Origin of the sequence: Streptomyces sp. AF1A, assembly GCF_047340315.1 — a bacterium.
Lineage (GTDB): Bacteria > Actinomycetota > Actinomycetes > Streptomycetales > Streptomycetaceae > Streptomyces.
In genome coordinates, this window is the sequence record NZ_JBLEBI010000010.1 from 12,087 (window position 1) to 28,525 (window position 16,439).

The 16,439-nt window shown below is 71.7% G+C and carries 15 protein-coding genes; 10 read left to right on the forward strand and 5 right to left on the reverse strand.

Annotated features, from left to right (window positions below):
• Positions 1-157: 157 nt before the first annotated feature.
• The 4 genes from ACLU3S_RS05265 to ACLU3S_RS05280 are packed head-to-tail and all read left to right on the forward strand — an operon-like array spanning position 158 to position 5,332.
• Complete coding sequence (locus ACLU3S_RS05265) at positions 158-934, forward strand: redox-sensing transcriptional repressor Rex (protein WP_413950541.1); 777 nt, start codon at positions 158-160, stop codon at positions 932-934.
• Positions 931-2,613 carry a glutamyl-tRNA reductase gene (locus ACLU3S_RS05270; RefSeq protein WP_413950542.1) on the forward strand — a complete coding sequence of 561 codons (1,683 nt, stop codon included), beginning with the start codon at positions 931-933 and terminating at the stop codon, positions 2,611-2,613. The genes ACLU3S_RS05265 and ACLU3S_RS05270 overlap by 4 nt, the downstream gene beginning before the upstream one ends.
• Positions 2,610-3,623, forward strand: a complete 1,014-nt coding sequence (gene hemC / locus ACLU3S_RS05275) for a hydroxymethylbilane synthase (protein ID WP_413950543.1) — start codon at positions 2,610-2,612, stop codon at positions 3,621-3,623. The genes ACLU3S_RS05270 and hemC overlap by 4 nt, the downstream gene beginning before the upstream one ends.
• On the forward strand, positions 3,620-5,332 hold the full coding sequence (locus tag ACLU3S_RS05280) for a uroporphyrinogen-III synthase (protein WP_413950544.1): 1,713 nt from the start codon (positions 3,620-3,622) through the stop codon (positions 5,330-5,332). Before hemC ends, ACLU3S_RS05280 begins: the two co-directional genes overlap by 4 nt.
• A gap of 80 nt (positions 5,333-5,412) precedes the next feature.
• On the opposite strand, the gene ACLU3S_RS05285 is transcribed toward ACLU3S_RS05280, so the two are convergent.
• Entirely contained in the window at positions 5,413-5,592 is a 180-nt protein-coding gene (locus tag ACLU3S_RS05285; protein ID WP_413950545.1) for a DUF397 domain-containing protein, read from the reverse strand.
• A complete protein-coding gene (locus ACLU3S_RS05290) occupies positions 5,589-6,419 on the reverse strand; it encodes a helix-turn-helix domain-containing protein (RefSeq protein ID WP_413950546.1) in 831 nt (276 codons plus the stop codon). The genes ACLU3S_RS05285 and ACLU3S_RS05290 overlap by 4 nt, the downstream gene beginning before the upstream one ends.
• Positions 6,420-6,547: 128 nt before the next feature.
• Between ACLU3S_RS05290 and ACLU3S_RS05295 the strand changes: the two genes are divergently transcribed.
• The 4 genes from ACLU3S_RS05295 (at position 6,548) to ACLU3S_RS05310 (ending at position 10,237) form a co-directional block, all read left to right on the forward strand.
• Entirely contained in the window at positions 6,548-7,021 is a 474-nt protein-coding gene (locus ACLU3S_RS05295; protein ID WP_413950547.1) for an ATP-binding protein, read from the forward strand.
• Between the two features lie 227 nt (positions 7,022-7,248).
• Positions 7,249-8,238 (forward strand): helix-turn-helix domain-containing protein, encoded by a 990-nt coding sequence (locus tag ACLU3S_RS05300; protein ID WP_413950548.1) that lies wholly within the window; start codon positions 7,249-7,251, stop codon positions 8,236-8,238.
• A 383-nt stretch (positions 8,239-8,621) separates the two neighbouring features.
• On the forward strand, positions 8,622-9,614 hold the full coding sequence (gene hemB, locus ACLU3S_RS05305) for a porphobilinogen synthase (protein ID WP_413950549.1): 993 nt from the start codon (positions 8,622-8,624) through the stop codon (positions 9,612-9,614).
• 266 nt (positions 9,615-9,880) lie between these two features.
• Entirely contained in the window at positions 9,881-10,237 is a 357-nt protein-coding gene (locus ACLU3S_RS05310) for a DUF805 domain-containing protein (protein ID WP_413950550.1), read from the forward strand.
• A gap of 100 nt (positions 10,238-10,337) precedes the next feature.
• On the opposite strand, the gene ACLU3S_RS05315 is transcribed toward ACLU3S_RS05310, so the two are convergent.
• Together ACLU3S_RS05315 and ACLU3S_RS05320 are read right to left on the reverse strand one after the other, a co-directional pair.
• Entirely contained in the window at positions 10,338-11,174 is an 837-nt protein-coding gene (locus ACLU3S_RS05315; RefSeq protein ID WP_413950551.1) for a DUF4253 domain-containing protein, read from the reverse strand.
• A 71-nt stretch (positions 11,175-11,245) separates the two neighbouring features.
• Positions 11,246-11,632, reverse strand: coding sequence for a VOC family protein (locus ACLU3S_RS05320; protein ID WP_413950552.1), 387 nt, complete (start codon positions 11,630-11,632; stop codon positions 11,246-11,248).
• A 72-nt stretch (positions 11,633-11,704) separates the two neighbouring features.
• Here ACLU3S_RS05320 and ACLU3S_RS05325 point away from each other — a divergent pair, with 72 nt between their 5' ends.
• Positions 11,705-12,697 carry a helix-turn-helix transcriptional regulator gene (locus ACLU3S_RS05325; protein WP_413950553.1) on the forward strand — a complete coding sequence of 331 codons (993 nt, stop codon included), beginning with the start codon at positions 11,705-11,707 and terminating at the stop codon, positions 12,695-12,697.
• 3 nt (positions 12,698-12,700) lie between these two features.
• On the opposite strand, the gene argS is transcribed toward ACLU3S_RS05325, so the two are convergent.
• Complete coding sequence (gene argS, locus ACLU3S_RS05330; RefSeq protein WP_413950554.1) at positions 12,701-14,467, reverse strand: arginine--tRNA ligase; 1,767 nt, start codon at positions 14,465-14,467, stop codon at positions 12,701-12,703.
• A 212-nt stretch (positions 14,468-14,679) separates the two neighbouring features.
• Between argS and lysS the strand changes: the two genes are divergently transcribed.
• Positions 14,680-16,419: a lysine--tRNA ligase gene (gene lysS / locus ACLU3S_RS05335; protein WP_413950555.1), complete on the forward strand. Its 1,740-nt coding sequence runs from the start codon at positions 14,680-14,682 to the stop codon at positions 16,417-16,419.
• Positions 16,420-16,439 lie beyond the last annotated feature (20 nt).

Genomic DNA, 16,439 nt, shown 5'->3' on the forward strand with positions numbered 1-16,439 from the left:
CCGCCGCGGGCGCGAAAGATGCGTGAGCCCGGTCACTTCTGCCGGGCAAATCGGACACCATCTTTGTGCACGCGTTCACAAAGACATAGCCTGCTGTCGACGGGGCGGTCTGGGAACGTGTGACCGCCTGCAGCCCCGCTCTACCCGCAGGAGCACCGTGGCAACTGGCCGAACACACCGACCGGCGACCCGCAGCCGAGGGATTCCCGAGGCCACCGTCGCCAGGCTTCCGCTCTACCTCCGCGCCCTGACCGCGTTGTCGGAGCGCTCGGTACCCACGGTCTCCTCCGAGGAGCTGGCCGCGGCGGCGGGGGTCAACTCCGCCAAGCTGCGCAAGGACTTCTCGTACCTGGGCTCCTACGGAACGCGCGGTGTCGGCTACGACGTGGAGTATCTCGTCTACCAGATCTCCCGTGAACTCGGCCTGACCCAGGACTGGCCGGTTGTCATCGTCGGTATCGGTAACCTCGGCGCCGCCCTCGCGGGCTACGGCGGTTTCGCCTCCCGCGGCTTCCGGGTGGCGGCTCTCATCGACGCCGACCCCTCGCTCACCGGCAAGCCGGTCGCGGGCATCCCCGTGCAGCACTCCGACGACCTCGAGAAGATCATCAAGGACAACGGGGTCTCCATCGGCGTGATCGCCACCCCCGCCGGCGTCGCCCAGCAGGTCTGCGACCGGCTGGTGGCCGCGGGTGTGACCTCCATCCTGAACTTCGCGCCGACCGTGCTGTCCGTCCCGGACGGCGTCGACGTGCGCAAGGTCGACCTGTCGATCGAACTCCAGATCCTGGCCTTCCACGAGCAGCGCAAGGCCGGCGAGGAGACCGCGGCCGGCGACGGCGCCCGGCCCGCCGCCACCCCGCGTGGCACGGACGCCGACGACTCCGCCGACCAGGGACCCGACGGGGACGTACCCGCCGTGATGCCGGCATGAGTCTCCTCGTTGTGGGCCTGAGCCACCGCAGCGCGCCGGTCAGCGTTCTGGAGCGGGCCGCGCTCGGTGCGGACGCCCAGGCCAAGCTGGTGCAGGACACGGTCGCCGCCGAACCGGCCGCCGAGGCCGCGGTGCTCGCCACCTGCAACCGCATCGAGCTGTACGCGGACGTGGACAAGTTCCACGCCGGCGTCGCCGAGCTGTCCACGCTGCTCGCCCAGCACAGCGGAGTCGGCCTGGAGGAACTGACCCCGTATCTGTACGTGCACTACGAGGACCGGGCCGTCCACCACCTGTTCTCGGTGGCCTGCGGGCTGGACTCGATGGTCGTCGGCGAGGGGCAGATCCTCGGCCAGATCAAGGACTCCCTGGCCACGGCGCAGGACCTGCACACCGCGGGCCGGCTTATGAACGACCTGTTCCAGCAGGCCCTCAGGGTCGGCAAGCGCGCCCACTCCGAGACCGGCATCGACCGCGCCGGGCAGTCCCTGGTCAGCTTCGGCCTGGAGCAGCTCTCCCTCGGCACCGACGTGCCCACCTGGGCGCGGGGCAAGAAGGCCCTGGTCATCGGGGCCGGCTCGATGTCCTCGCTGGCCGCCGCCACGCTCGCGCGGGCCGGTGTCGCCGAGGTGGTCGTCGCCAACCGCACCTTCGAGCGCGCCGAGCGGCTCGCGCGGATCCTGACCGAGTCCGACGACAACGCCGTGACCGCCCGCGCGGTACGGATGGACGCCGTACCCGACGAGCTGACACGTGCCGACGTCGTCGTCTCCTGCACCGGGGCGACGGGTCTGGTGCTCACGGCGGAGGCGGTCGCCCAGGCGGTCGAGGGCCGCACCGGGCAGCCGGCCGTCGCCGGCACCGCCGTACCCGAGACGCACGCCAAGGCGGCGCTGCCGCCGGCCGGGGCGGGCGCCGAGGAGAACTGCCCGCTGGACCTGTCCGCCGTGCAGTCCGGCTTCTCCGTCATGGGCGAGGCCGCCGTGGCCGGCATGGACGCGGCCACCCTGGAGCAGCACGCGGCCTGGGCCGCGGGAGGCACGGTCGACCGCCGTGAGCGCCGTACGCCCGAGGCCGACGCCGAGCTGATCACCGCGCTCGCCGCGACCGTCGCCACGGTGGGCCGGATCCCCGAGCGCCGCGGGCCGCAGCCGCCGGCCGAGCGCCCGGCGCCCTTCTTCTTTCTGCTCGACCTGGCCATGCCCCGCGACATCGACGCGGCCGTGCACCGGCTGGCCGGGGTGCGGCTGGTGGACATCGAGTCGCTGGCGGAAGCCTCCGCCGACGCACCGATGGCGGCCGATGTCGACCAGGTTCGGCGTATCGTCTCCGACGAGGTCGCGGCCTTCGGGGCGGCCCAGCGGGCGGCGCACATCACGCCGACCGTGGTCGCGCTGCGCACCATGGCCGCCGACGTCGTCGCCAGCGAGATCGCGCGCCTCGACGGGCGCCTGCCCGACCTGGACGAACGCCAGCGCGGCGAGATCCGGCAGGCCGTGCACCGGGTCGTCGACAAGCTGCTGCACGCGCCGACGGTACGGGTCAAACAGCTCGCGGCCGAGCCCGGCGGCGCCGGGTACGCGGACGCGCTGCGCACCCTGTTCGACCTCGACCCCGAGACGGTGGCATCCGTCTCCCGGGCCGGAGACAGCACAGACGAGAAGGACCGACCGGCATGAACGACCCACGAGCAGGTGACAACGCGGCACTGCGACTGGGGACCAGGCGGAGCAAGCTCGCCATGGCCCAGTCCGGGCAGGTGGCGCAGGCCGTCCGCCGGCTGACCGGGCGACCCGTCGAGCTGGTCGAGATCACCACGTACGGCGACACCTCGCGCGAGCACCTGGCGCAGATGGGCGGCACCGGCGTCTTCGTGACGGCGCTGCGTGACGCGCTGCTGCGGGGCGAGGTCGACTTCGCGGTTCATTCGCTCAAGGACCTGCCGACCACGCAGCCCGAGGAACTGGTCCTGGCCGCCGTACCGGAGCGCGAGGACCCGCGCGACGTGATCGTCGCCCGGGACGCGCTGAAGTTCACGGACCTGCCGCGCGGCGCCCGCATCGGCACCGGCTCACCGCGCCGCGCCGCCCAGCTGAACGCGTACGCGCGCACCCACGGCCTGGACATACGGACGGTCCCGATCCGCGGCAACGTGGACACCCGCATCCGGTACGTCCACGACGGCGACCTGGACGCGGTCGTGCTGGCCGCCGCGGGGCTGAGTCGAATAGGCCGGATCGACGAGGTCACCGACTTCCTGTCGGTCGACACGGTTTTGCCCGCCCCCGGCCAGGGGGCCCTGGCGATCGAGTGTGCCGCGGACCGCGCGGACCTCGTCGCGGCGCTCGGCGAACTCGACGACCCGCTCACGCGGGCCGCCGTGACCGCCGAGCGGTCACTGCTCGCCGCCCTGGAGGCCGGTTGCAGCGCCCCCGTGGGCGCGCTGGCCGACCTTCCCCCGCGCTCGGCTCCGCTCGAGCGGGAGGATCCCCAGGCCGACGGGCAGTCTGTCAAGGAAATGCGCCTGCGCGGCGTCGTCGGCACGACCGACGGCACCCGCCTGGTGCAGTTGTCCACCACCGGTCCCGTGCCCCAGACGCACGACCAGGCGCTGGCACTCGGTCGCGAACTCGCCGCCGAGATGCTCGCCCAGGGCGCGGCCGGTCTGATGGGGGAGCGAGCACATTGAGCCCCACCACCCTTCCTGCCGCCGGTCCGGAACACGGGCACGTCACCTTCCTCGGTGCCGGACCCGGAGATCCGGGACTGCTGACTCTGCGCGCCGTGGAGGCGCTGTCGAACGCGGACGTCCTGGTCGCCGAGCACGAGGTGCTCGACGTGGTCCGGACGCACGCCCGACCGGGCGTCTCCGTGGTGCGCACGGACGCGGATCCCTCCGCGGTCTCGCCGCCGGGCACGGGCACGCCCCAGCTGACGGTCGTTGACGGCACGTCAACAACCGCCGCGTCCCCGGCTGCTGCCCGGGATGCCGCTCATCTTGTCATGGAGGCTGCGCGGGGCGGCAGGCGGGTCGTGCGTGCGGTGTCCGGGGACCCGGGACTTGATACGTACGCGGCCGACGAAATGCTCGCCTGCGCCGCCGCCGGGGTGCCCTTCGAGGTCGTCCCCGGGGTCGCCGCGGCGGTCGGCGTGCCCGCGTACGCCGGTGTGCCCCTGCGCGACGCCAAGGGCGCGGACGTCCGCTTCGTGGACGCCCGGACCGCCTCCGAGCGCTGCTGGACGGAGGTGGGTGCGTCGGACGGCACGGTGGTCGTCTCCACGACGCTGGACTCCGTGGCGGCGGCGGCCGGCGAGCTGGTCTCCGCGGGCCGCAAGCCCGACACCCCGCTGACGGTGACCGTCGCCGGTACGACGACCCGCCAGCGCACCTGGACGGCCACGCTCGGCACGATCGCGCAGACGCTGAAGCAGGCGAAGGTGCTGCCGTCGCCGGACGGCGGCCGGCCGGTGATAGCCGTGGTCGGCGAGCGTTCCACCGCCGCCCGGCGCGACCAGCTGTCGTGGTTCGAGTCCAAGCCGCTGTTCGGCTGGAAGGTGCTCGTGCCGCGCACGAAGGAGCAGGCGGCGTCGCTCTCCGACCAGCTGCGGTCCTACGGCGCCGTGCCGCACGAGGTCCCCACCATCGCGGTGGAGCCCCCGCGCACGCCCCAGCAGATGGAGCGCGCGGTCAAGGGCCTGGTGACGGGCCGCTACGAGTGGATCGCCTTCACGTCGGTCAACGCGGTGAAGGCCGTCCGGGAGAAGTTCGAGGAGTACGGCCTTGACGCTCGGGCTTTTGCGGGTATCAAGGTGGCCGCGGTGGGCGAGCAGACGGCCAAGGCACTCATCGCCTTCGGTGTGAAGCCCGACCTGGTGCCGAGCGGCGAGCAGTCGGCGGCGGGTCTGCTGGAGGACTGGCCCCCGTACGACCCGGTCTTCGACCCCATCGACCGCGTCTTCCTGCCGCGCGCGGACATCGCCACGGAGACCCTGGTCGCGGGCCTCATCGAGCTGGGCTGGGAGGTCGACGACGTCACGGCCTACCGCACGGTGCGCGCCTCGCCGCCCCCGGCGGAGACGCGTGAGGCGATCAAGGGCGGCGGCTTCGACGCGGTCCTCTTCACGTCCTCGTCGACGGTCCGCAACCTGGTCGGCATCGCGGGCAAGCCGCACAACGTCACGGTGATCGCCTGCATCGGCCCGGCGACGGCGAAGACGGCGGAGGAGCACGGCCTGCGCGTCGACGTGATGGCCCCCGAGCCGTCCGTCCACAAGCTGGCCGAGGCCCTGGCGGAGTTCGGCGCGAAGCGCCGGGCCGCCGCCCTGGAGGCGGGCGACCCGGTGACCCGCCCGAGCGAACGGCGGCCGGGGGCGCGGAGGCGGCGGTCTACGACGTGAGGTGTGGCGGGGTGCCCTTTGCGGGGGCGCCCCGCCGCGCTCAGCGCTGTTGGTGAAGCCCGTTGCCGGGTGCCCGTACGTCAGTGCCCGGCGGCGTACGGCAGGAAGGTCGCCCAGGCGGTGGGGGTGAGGGCAAGGCGGGGGCCTTCGGGGTTCTTGGAGTCGCGGACGAGGATGTGGGTCTCGTCAGGGGCGGCCACCTCGACGCAGTCGGGGCCGTCGGGCGTGCTGTAGCTGCTCTTTATCCACTCCGGCTTCATGTCTCTCCAAGCACTTTCTCGATGAAGGCCAGTGACTCACGAGGGGTGAGAGCCTGTGCGCGGATGATCCCATAGCGGATGTCCAGCACCTGAACTTCTTTCGGGTCGGTGATCACGCGGCTGACGAGTTGGACCTCGTTGTGTCCGACAGTGCTGCCGTCCCGTAGCCGCAGCAGCCTGAACGAACCCGCGAGTCCGGCGTTGTCCTCCCGGTCCAAGGGCAAGACCTGCAAGTCGACGTTCCTGAACCGACCGGCGGCCAACAGGTGTTCGAGCTGCCTTCGCATGACCATCCTGCCACCGACCGGGCGTCGCAGCGTCGACTCGCATTGGACGAAGCTGAAGACTCGCAGTGGCACTTCGGAGAGGATCTCCTGACGTGCCAGGCGGGCGGCCACCTGTTGTTCCAACTCGTCCTCCGAGAACGGCGGCCGTCGGGTGGCCATCGATGCGCGCACGTACTCCTCCGTCTGCAACAACCCATGGACGACGGAGTTGTTATAGGCGCAGAGCTCCACCGCCTCCGCCTCCAGCTTCTTCAGGTCCCGCACCTTCTTCGGGTACCGGACCTCCGCCACATCCTGCTTGAGGGCCGCGATCTTCCCGTCCGCCCCCAGCACCTCGTCCGCCCCGTCCAGGTACTCCGGCCGGGGAATCCGCCGCCCCCGCTCCACCGAGGAGACCAGCTCCTCCCCGTACCCGATGGCCGACCCGAACTCGGCCTGAGTGAGGCCGGCCGCCTCTCGCCACAGCTTCAGCTGCCGTGAGACCGTCCGCATCACGGCCCCAGCCTCGTCGTCCTCCAGCCCCGCGTCCCAGTCGCTCACGAAACGCCGCCCTCCCGTCACCGGTCACCCCGTACGGCCCGGACGCATCCGGGCACCACACGGACAGCCACCGTCCGCACGGGCTGCCGTTCTTCACAGGCTAAGCATGTGCGGACACGCTGAGTGACGTGAACGAGCAAATCTCCACCCTCCCCCTTGTGGCGCGCCAGTTCTGCGTGCCCCTCTCCGCGACCCGGCGCGGCGCACGACTCGGCCGACTGCTGGCGACCGAGCAACTGCGCTCTTGGGGGCTGCCGTTGGACCCCGCCCGGCTGATCGTCGCCGAGCTGACGGCGAACGCCGCGCTCCATGGGCGGGTGCCGGGACGGAGCTTCCGGCTCGCTCTCACGATGACGGCCGAGGGCGTTGTGCGGATCGAGGTCACCGATACGCGCGGGGACGTACTGCCGGACCGGCAGACGTCCGCCGCCGCACCGGCAGAATCCGGCTACGGCCTGTTGCTGGTCGAGGAGTTGGCAGACCGCTGGGGCGTACGGCTCGGCCCGGTGCCGTGCAAGACGGTGTGGGCGGAACTGGATCCGGCGACCGGCGCCGGGAAAGGCGTGCCCCGGTCGCAGGCGGGCCGGGGCGTCGGGCGGTAAAAGACCAAAGAACCCAGGGAAATAACCAACCAACCCCACCAAACCACGCGTAGATCACTCGGCTGGGTGAAACAGGCCGGTGTGGCTGGCGCATATGCGGTTCGGGCGTGCAGTCTCGCCCCGAGGCACGCCACCGCCTCCACAAGCCCGCACATGCATCGGCCCCCGCCGGGACGGCAATCCCAGTGCGAGGGCCTGACCAACGAGGAAGATGGAGCCTCTTCCCCATGGCTGAGAAGAAGCCTAACGCCACCCCGCGCCCGCTTCACGCTGTTCGGCGATCCACCACCCACTCCGGTGTCACCCACGTACGCACGTACCAGTCCGGCCAGTACGTCGTCATCGGCAACCACCTCGCCCAGCACCGCGAGCTGTCGCTGACCGCGATCGGACTCGCGACCCACATCCTGTCGGTGCCCGAGGGCACCCCGGTCGACATCCGCAGCCTCGCGGACCGCTTCCCCGAAGGGCGGGACCGGATCGCGTCCGCGCTGCGGGAGTTGGAGGCGTGCGGCTACCTGGAGCGGGTCCGCGAGCACACGGAGTCGGGCCGGCTGGTCACTCGTACGTACGCCCACCACACACCGGTTGCCGCTGCCGCCGCACCCGTTCGCGTGGCCGGACGCCCCCCGGCGAGCCGTCGTACCGGCGACCGCATGCTTGGCACGGGCACCACCCCTCCGACAGCGCCCGAGGAGGATGACCACCCCCCTCACCCGCACACGCCCGAACCCGCGCCCGCACCCGCAGTGCCCCCGGCTCCTCCCGAGCCGACCGCGCCCCCGGCAGAGCACGGTCCGCGCGACCGCCGGTACGACAGGGCCGCCACTTTCCTTGCAGGTCTCCGCCGGACCGACGACCGCCTCCTCCTCACCCGCCGCGACGTGGACCGGCTCGTGCCGGCCGTCATCGCCTGGTTCGATCACGGGGTGTCGGCAGCGGTGCTTCACCGCAAACTGACCGACGACCTTCCCGCCGACCTGAAGAGCGCTGCGAGCCTGATCGCCTACCGCCTCAGGGAGCTGCTGCCCGTGCCGCTCCCCGCCCCCAGCGCGTCACCACCGAACGCGGAGACGCGATCCGGCGCCGTCCGTCGGCCCGATCCCTTCCAGGACTGCGACGGCTGCGACCGCCCCTTCCGCGCCCCACGCCCCGGCCTCTGTCGCGACTGCAGGGCGGACCGGACGGTGCTGGGCCAAGGGGTGCGAGCCGCGTGAGCACCACCCCCATGCATCCCGGATGCGCACGGGCCTCGGCGAGCGCCGAGCGCCGGGCGGGCACCGCAGCGCCCGCCGGGCGCACGCCCCTTACGCCGCCGTACCCCCCGCATAGTCGCCGTTGAACGTCGTCTCGATCGTCTGGGCCACCGGTTCGGCCACGCTGCCTTCCGCAGCATGCGTGACTCCTGTCAGCGGCCGAGTGGGGGTGGCGCGTGCATGACACCGCGCGCGTAGAACGCTGGGGAGGCCGGAGGATCCAGGGATGTCCAGGGGAGCGCAAAGGCTTCGTATGAGGGTGCCGCTATGTCCCGCTATGGGGCGGGTGCGGGCCGACAGGCCGTCGGCAAAGGAGGGGGCCGCGCGGGCGTAGCGTAGAGGGCATGACGAAGTACGGATCCTTCCCCGGTACGCGTCCCCGGCGGCTGCGGACCTCGCCCGTCATGCGGCGGATGGTGGCCGAGACGCGACTGAACCCCGCCGACTTCATCCTTCCCGCCTTCATCCGCGAGGGCGCGAGCGAGCCGGTGCCGATCGGGGCGATGCCCGGGGTCGTGCAGCACACCCGGGACAGCCTGAAGAAGGCCGCCGCCGAGGCGGTGGAGGCCGGGATCTCCGGGATCATGCTCTTCGGCGTGCCGGAGGAGGGAAAGAAGGACGCCCTCGGTACGGCCGGGACCGACCCGGACGGGATCCTTCAGGTCGCCCTGCGCGACGTGCGCGCCGAGGTCGGCGACGACCTGCTCGTCATGTCCGACGTGTGCCTCGACGAGTTCACCGACCACGGGCACTGCGGGGTGCTGGACGCCGAGGGCCGGGTCGACAACGACGCCACCCTGGAGCGGTACGCCGCGATGGCCCAGGTGCAGGCCGACGCCGGCGCCCATGTCGTCGGCCCGAGCGGGATGATGGACGGCCAGATCGGCGTCATCCGGGGCGCGCTCGACCAGATCGGGCGCGAGGACGTGGCCATCCTCGCCTACACCGCCAAGTACTCCTCCGCCTTCTACGGCCCCTTCCGCGAGGCCGTCGCCTCCTCGCTCCAGGGCGACCGCAAGACCTACCAGCAGGACCCGGCCAACTGGCGTGAGTCCCTGCGGGAGTTGGAGCTGGACCTGGCCGAGGGCGCGGACATGGTGATGGTCAAGCCGGCCGGCCCGTACCTCGACGTCCTCGCCCGGGTCGCCGACAGCGTGGACGTGCCCGTGGCCGCCTACCAGATCTCCGGCGAGTACTCGATGATCGAGGCCGCCGCCGAGAAGGGCTGGGTGGACCGCGACCGCGCCATCCTGGAGACCCTGACCGGCATCAAGCGGGCGGGCGCGCGGACCATCCTCACCTACTGGGCGACCGAGGTGGCGCGGAAGCTGCGCTGAAGGACACGGTCCGGGATCGGTCCGGTACCGAAAGGGCGGCGGGCCGGCCACGGACTCCGCTCGGTTCGGCAACGGAACGAACTCGGTTTCGGGAACGTCCGGGTGGCCCGGCCTGAACAGTGCGATCCTCTGCGCGCATCTGTCCGGAATTCGACGTTTGGGCCGTGCGCCGGTTCGATTTACGTGCTCTTGCCAAACCCCTTACTCTCTGCGCCTGGCCCGATCCGTTCGGAGGGGCCGAGCAACGATCCCCGGGGGGGTTTGCAGTGAACTGGTTCATCGAGGCGCTCAAGAAGTACGCGGTCTTCAGCGGGCGTGCGCGCCGCAAGGAGTACTGGCTGTTCTTCCTGTTCGCGTACATCATCTACATCGTCTTCGGGATCGTCGGCTTCGCGGCCCACGCGGTCTACCTCGTCGCGATCCCCGCGCTCGGCTTCCTGCTGCCGGCGTGGGGCGTCACCGTGCGCCGCCTGCACGACACGGGCCGTTCCGGCTGGTGGATCCTCTTCGGGATCATCCCGCTCGTCGGCCCCATCACCCTGCTGGTCTTCTACTGCACGGACAGCCAGGCGGGCGACAACAAGTTCGGCCCGAACCCGAAGCAGGCCCCGGCCTTCGCGTAACGGCCGCCACCGCCGCCGGACTCGGCACCGCCCGCGCCCCCGGCCCGCCGCTCACCGCGGCCGGGCCGGGGGCGCGGGCGGTGGGGCGCGGGCCCTGGCCTCAGTCCCACCAGAAGGTCCACAGGTGGGCGCCGACCAGGCCCTTGGCGTAGTCCCGCAGACCGCTCGCCCGGCCCTGGGTGATGTTGTCCGGGCAGAAGGCGAAGTGCTCGGCCGCCACGGCCTCGGCGACCTCCTGGGTGGCCGGCGGCGCAGCGACGGACACCAGCAGGGTGTCGAAGCCGAGCCCCACCACCCGTATGCCGAAGCGGTCCTCCCACGAGCGGAGGACCGCGCACAGCCGGGCCACGTCGTTGTCGTGGTTCAGCGGGCCGCTCCAGCCGATCGCCGCCGGTATGTCGGCGGACCGGCGGGCCGGCACCAGCGCGAGACGCGCCGCGTCGAACCACCCGGCCCCGTCGCCCGTGACGAGGTCGGCCACCTGGGCCGCGCGCGTGCCGGGGTCCGCGGTCGGGGTGGGCGCGGGCGCGAGCCCCGGCCACGCGGCCCCGAAGGGCTCGACCACCTTGCCCATCGCCTCCGCGTCCTCCGCCTCCCAGTAGCCCCAGTAGTCGGCGAGGACGTCCTCGGCGTCGTGATCGCCCGGATACGACGCCAGTTCCGGCATCAACTCCCAGCTTCCCGGGCCTTCCTGAGGCACGCTGTCGCGCCCGCCGGCGTCCACGAGCACCGACAGCAGGCCGACGCGGGCCGCGGGGGCGCCCAGCGCCTTCCACGTGCCCGGCGCGGCCGGCTTCTCCGCATGCCACAACAGGGGTTCGGGCCAGGGGCCCTCGGCCGTCGCGTCGACCAGCCTGCCGGGCGGCAGGTGCAGCCCGAGGGAGCGCCCGCTGGGGTCGGTGGCCAGCCGGGGCAGAGGGTTGGGAAGAGTCGCCATGCCGGTGACTGTAGGCGCCCCCACTGACAGCAGCCCGGCGCCCCCACGGACCACGCCCTGGCCGGCGAGCGTCAGACGAGCGTGGTGATGCAGAACGGGTGTCCGGCGGGATCCAGCAGGACCCGCCAGCGGTCCTCGCCCGGCTGGAAGGCGGGCTTGGTGGCGCCCAGTTCGAGCAGCCGCTTCTCCGCGGCGTCCAGGTCGTCCACGCCCAGCTCGATGTGCGCCTGCTTCTCCTGGGCGGGGTCCGGCCAGGTGGGCCGGCGGTAGTCGGTGAGCCGGTTGAAGCCGAGCCCGGTCGAGCCCTCCTTGCCGAGGAACACGAAGTCGTCGCTGGAGAAGAGCACCGACATGCCGAGCAACTCGCCGTAGAAACGGGCCATTTCGGACGGGTCGGCGCAGTCGAAGGTGACGGCGGCGAAGCGGAACGCGGGTGCGGATGAGGTTTCCGATGTCATGGTCAGGAGGGTAGAGGGCGACCAGGACAGTTCCGGTCCTGGTTGTGCGCCGCGTGTGCGAGACTTCCCGCCGTGCTCAGCTCGTCCGCCCGCCTGCTGCGGCTGCTGTCCCTGCTGTCCGCCCGCCCGTCCTGGACCTGCGGCGAGCTGGCCGAGCGCATGGACGTCACGGACCGCACCGTCCGCCGCGACGTGGCGCGGCTCAGGGACCTCGGCTACACCGTCGACTCCGAGGCCGGCCCCTGGGGCGGCTACCGCCTCCGCGCCGGCTCCCGGGTGCCGCCGCTCATCCTCGACGACGAGGAGGCGCTGGCCGTGGCCGTCGGCCTGCGCGAGGCGGCGCTGAGCGACGCGCTCGGCGGGGACCAGGCGGCCCTGTCGGCGCTGCTGAAGCTGCGCCAGGTGCTGCCACGGCACGTCGCGGACCGCCTCGGCGAGCTGGACGACGCCTTCGTACGCCTGCCGGGCGACGGCGGACCGCGGATCAGGCCCGGACTGCTGCTGGAGCTGGCCGTCGCCTGCCGGCGCGGGGAGCGGGCGAGGCTGTCGTACACCGACGGGGAGGGCAGGTCCACGGTCCGGGACGTGGACCCGTACCGGCTCGTGCACACCGGCCGGCGCTGGTACGTCGTCGCGCGGGACGTGGCCCGGGGCCAGTGGCGCACCTTCCGCGCCGATCGCGTCGACCGCTTCCAGCCGACCGGGCGGCCCGCCGACCTCATCGACCCGCCCGACCCGGCGCTCCTGGTCTCCCGCAACACCGCGAACGGCCCCTACCCGCTGTCCGCGACCATCCGCCTCCCCCTGCCCCTGAAGCAGGCGCTGCGGCTGATCCCGCCCACGGTGGGCGCCCACCGCCCCGACGGTCCGGACGCGACCCTCGTCGACATCGGCGGACCCGACCCGGACGGTCTCGCCCGCTACCTGCTCGGCCTGGCGACCCCGCTGCGCGTCCTCGAACCGGACTCGGTGCGGCAGTCCCTGGTGCGCCTCACCCGGGAACTCCTGGACGCGCATCGGCCCCGGACCGAGGACCGGGCCGGGGCCGATGCGGACGAGCGGTAGCCGTCAGAGCTTCTCGGGCGTCCTGATGCCCAGCAGCGCCATGCCCTGGTGCAGCGTGCGGGCCGTGACGTCGCACAGGAACAGGCGGTTCTCGACCTGCTCGGGGGTGTCGGCCTTCAGGACCGGGCACTTGTCGTAGAACGAGGTGTAGAGGGACGCCAACTGGTACAGGTACCCGGCCAGCTTGTGCGGGGCGTACTCGGAGGCCGCCTCCGCCACCGTCTCCGCGAAGGCGTCCACATGCAGGCCGAGGGCCCGCTCCGCGTCCGCCAGGGCCAGCTCCGGATGGGCCGCCGGGCGCACCTCGCCGGCCTTGCGCAGGATGGACTGGATACGGGCGTAGGCGTACTGCAGGTACACGCTGGTGTCGCCGTTGAGCGAGACCATCTGGTCCAGGTCGAACTTGTAGTCTCGGTTCGCCGACGTCGACAGGTCCGCGTACTTGACCGCGCCGATGCCCACCTGGGCGCCCCGCTCGGCGATCTCCTCCTCGGAGAGGTCCTGGGCCTTCTCGCGGACGACCGCCGACGCGCGGTCGATCGCCTCGTCGAGCAGGTCCACCAGGCGGACGGTCTCGCCCTCACGCGTCTTGAACGGCTTGCCGTCCTTGCCGAGGACCGTGCCGAAGGCCAACTGGTACGCCGTGACGTCGTCGTTCAGCCAGCCGGCCCTGCGAGCGGTCTCGAACACCATCTTGAAGTGCAGGGCCTGGCGGGCGTCGACCACGTACAGCAGGGTGTTCGCCTTGAGGTTGAAGACGCGGTCGCGGATCGCGGACAGGTCCGTGGCCGCGTAGCCGTAGCCGCCGTCGGACTTCTGGACGATCAGCGGGACCGGGCTGCCGTCCGGGCCCTTGATGTCGTCGAAGAAGACGCACAGGGCGCCCTCGCTGCGCACGGCGACGCCGGACTCCTCCAGGAGGCGGCAGGTCTCGGCCAGCATGTCGTTGTAACCCGACTCGCCGACGATGTCCGCGTCCCGGATCTCCATGTCCAGCTTCTCGAAGACGGAGAAGAAGTAGATCTTCGACTCGTCCACGAACTTCTGCCACATGGCGAGGGTGTGCGGGTCGCCGGCCTGGAGGTCGACGACGCGGCGGCGGGCCCTCGTCTTGAACTCCTCGTCGGAGTCGAACTTCCTGCGCGCGGCCTTGTAGAGGCGGTCGAGGTTCGACATCGCCTCCTCGCCGGTGACCCGGGCCTCCTTGTGGTCCAGCTCGTGCGGGTGCTCGTCCAGGTACTGGATGAGCATGCCGAACTGGGTGCCCCAGTCGCCGATGTGGTGCCGGCGGATCACGTTCTCGCCGGTGAACTCGAGGAGCTGGACCACCGAGTCGCCGATCACCGCGGAGCGCAGGTGGCCGACGTGCATCTCCTTCGCCACGTTCGGCTGGGCGTAGTCGATCACCGTGGTGCCCGGGTTCGCGGCGGTCGGCACGCCGAGGCGGCCGGTCTCGTCCGCGTACCGCGCGGCCAGGTTCGCGGTGATCGCCCTGTCCGCGATGGTGAGGTTGAGGAAGCCGGGGCCGGAGACCTCGATGTCCTTGATCAGCTCGTCGCCGGTGGCCACCCGGGAGACGACCTGCGTCGCCAGCTCCCTCGGGTTCGCCTTCGCCTTCTTCGCCAGCGCCAGGATCCCGTTGGCCTGGAAGTCCGCCCGGTCGCTTCGTCGCAGCAGCGGGTCCGCACCGGCGGCCTCCGGCAGGGCGGCCGAGAGGGCGGAGGCGAGCTGCTGCTGGACGGAGTCGCTCAGGGACGTGACCGAGGCCATAGGAAGGGGTGCCGTTCTCCTCGTGGGGATGGATGGTCCCGGCCAGTATCCCACGGGGGGTAAAGCGAATTTTCCGGTCCGTGAGTGAACGCCGGCCCGGGCCGCGCCGTCCAACGCGTTGAAAAGGCGTTTTCGTGGTTGCGGCCCCACCTGGGACAATGGAGCGGTCAGCCGTGTTGGACCGTACCGGCTGCCCGAGGAGAAAGAAGGACGTGCCGATCGTGGCTCAGAGCACCGAGACCACCGACTGGGTCTCCCGTTTCGCGGATGAGGTCATCGAAGAGTCGGAGCGCCGTGCCCCGGGCAAACCGGTCGTCGTCGCGTCCGGGCTGTCCCCCTCCGGACCCATCCACCTGGGCAACCTCCGCGAGGTGATGACCCCCCATCTGGTCGCCGACGAGATCCGGCGGCGCGGTTACCAGGTCCGGCACCTGATCTCCTGGGACGACTACGACCGGTACCGCAAGGTCCCGGCGGGTGTCGCGGGGATCGACGAGTCCTGGGCCGAGCACATCGGCAAGCCGCTCACCTCGGTGCCCGCCCCCAAGGGCTCCCCGCACCCCAACTGGGCCGAGCACTTCAAGGCCGCGATGGTCGAGTCGCTGACCCAGCTCGGCGTCGAGTTCGACGGGATCAGCCAGACCGCGCAGTACACCTCCGGCGCGTACCGCGAGCAGATCCTGCACGCCATGCGGCACCGGAGCGAGATCGACGCGATCCTCGACCAGTACCGCACGAAGAAGGCGCCGAAGAAGCAGCAGCAGAAGCCGGTCGACGCGGCCGAGCTGGAGGCCGAGGAGGGCTCCGGCGCCGCGTCCGAGGACGACGGCAGCTCCGGCTCCGCCGGGTACTTCCCGTACAAGCCGTACTGCGGCAACTGCGGCAAGGACCTGACGACGGTCACCTCCTACGACGACGACACCACCGAGCTGTCGTACACGTGCACCGCGTGCGGCTTCACGGAGACCGTCAAGCTCAGCGAGTTCAACCGCGGCAAGCTGGTCTGGAAGGTCGACTGGCCGATGCGCTGGGCGTACGAGGGCGTGATCTTCGAGCCGAGCGGCGTCGACCATTCCTCGCCGGGGTCCAGCTACCAGGTCGGCGGCCAGATCGTCGGGATCTTCGGCGGCAAGCAGCCCATCGGGCCGATGTACGCCTTCGTCGGCATCTCCGGCATGGCGAAGATGTCGTCCTCGCGGGGCGGGGTCCCGACCCCGGCCGACGCGCTGAAGATCATGGAGCCGCAGCTGCTGCGCTGGCTGTACGCCCGCCGCAGGCCCAACCAGTCCTTCAAGATCGCCTTCGACCAGGAGATCCAGCGGCTCTACGACGAGTGGGACAAGCTCGCCGCCAAGGTCGCCGACGGCTCCGCCCTGCCCGGCGACGTGGCCGCGTACACCCGTGCCGTCGGCACCGCCGCCGGTGAACTGCCGAAGACACCGCGCCCGCTGCCCTACCGCACCCTCGCCTCCGTCGCCGACATCACCGCCGGACACGAGGACCAGGCCCTGCGCATCCTGTCCGAGCTGGACCCCGACCAGCCGCTGGCCTCGCTGGACGAGGTCCGTCCCCGGTACGACAGGGCCGAGGCGTGGATCAACACGCACGTCCCCGCCGACCAGCGGACCATCGTGCGCGACGAGCCCGACACCGAGCTGCTGAAGTCCCTCGACGAGGCCTCCCAGCAGTCGGTGCGGCTGCTGCTCGACGGTCTCGCCGAGCACTGGTCGCTCGACGGGCTGACCCACCTCGTCTACGGGGTGCCGAAGGTGCAGGCCGGGTTCCCGGCCGACGCGACGCCGAAGGAGCTGCCGCCGGAGATCAAGACGGCCCAGCGCTCCTTCTTCGCCCTGCTGTACCACCTGCTGGTCGGCCGGGACACCGGGCCCCGCCTGCCCACCCTGCTGCTCGCCGTGGGCCAGGAGCGGGTGCGCAAGCTGCTGGGCGCGTAAGCGGCACGGAAGCGACAGGG

Excerpts from the sequence above, each read along its gene's own strand:
- argS (WP_413950554.1), bottom strand. The coding sequence starts at position 14,467 with ATGGCCTCGGTCACGTCCCTGAGCGACTCCGTCCAGCAGCAGCTCGCC.
- ACLU3S_RS05285 (WP_413950545.1), bottom strand. The coding sequence starts at position 5,592 with ATGAAGCCGGAGTGGATAAAGAGCAGCTACAGCACGCCCGACGGCCCC.
- ACLU3S_RS05320 (WP_413950552.1), bottom strand. The coding sequence starts at position 11,632 with ATGACATCGGAAACCTCATCCGCACCCGCGTTCCGCTTCGCCGCCGTC.
- ACLU3S_RS05315 (WP_413950551.1), bottom strand. The coding sequence starts at position 11,174 with ATGGCGACTCTTCCCAACCCTCTGCCCCGGCTGGCCACCGACCCCAGC.
- ACLU3S_RS05300 (WP_413950548.1), top strand. The coding sequence starts at position 7,249 with ATGGCTGAGAAGAAGCCTAACGCCACCCCGCGCCCGCTTCACGCTGTT.
- ACLU3S_RS05270 (WP_413950542.1), top strand. The coding sequence starts at position 931 with ATGAGTCTCCTCGTTGTGGGCCTGAGCCACCGCAGCGCGCCGGTCAGC.
- hemB (WP_413950549.1), top strand. The coding sequence starts at position 8,622 with ATGACGAAGTACGGATCCTTCCCCGGTACGCGTCCCCGGCGGCTGCGG.
- hemC (WP_413950543.1), top strand. The coding sequence starts at position 2,610 with ATGAACGACCCACGAGCAGGTGACAACGCGGCACTGCGACTGGGGACC.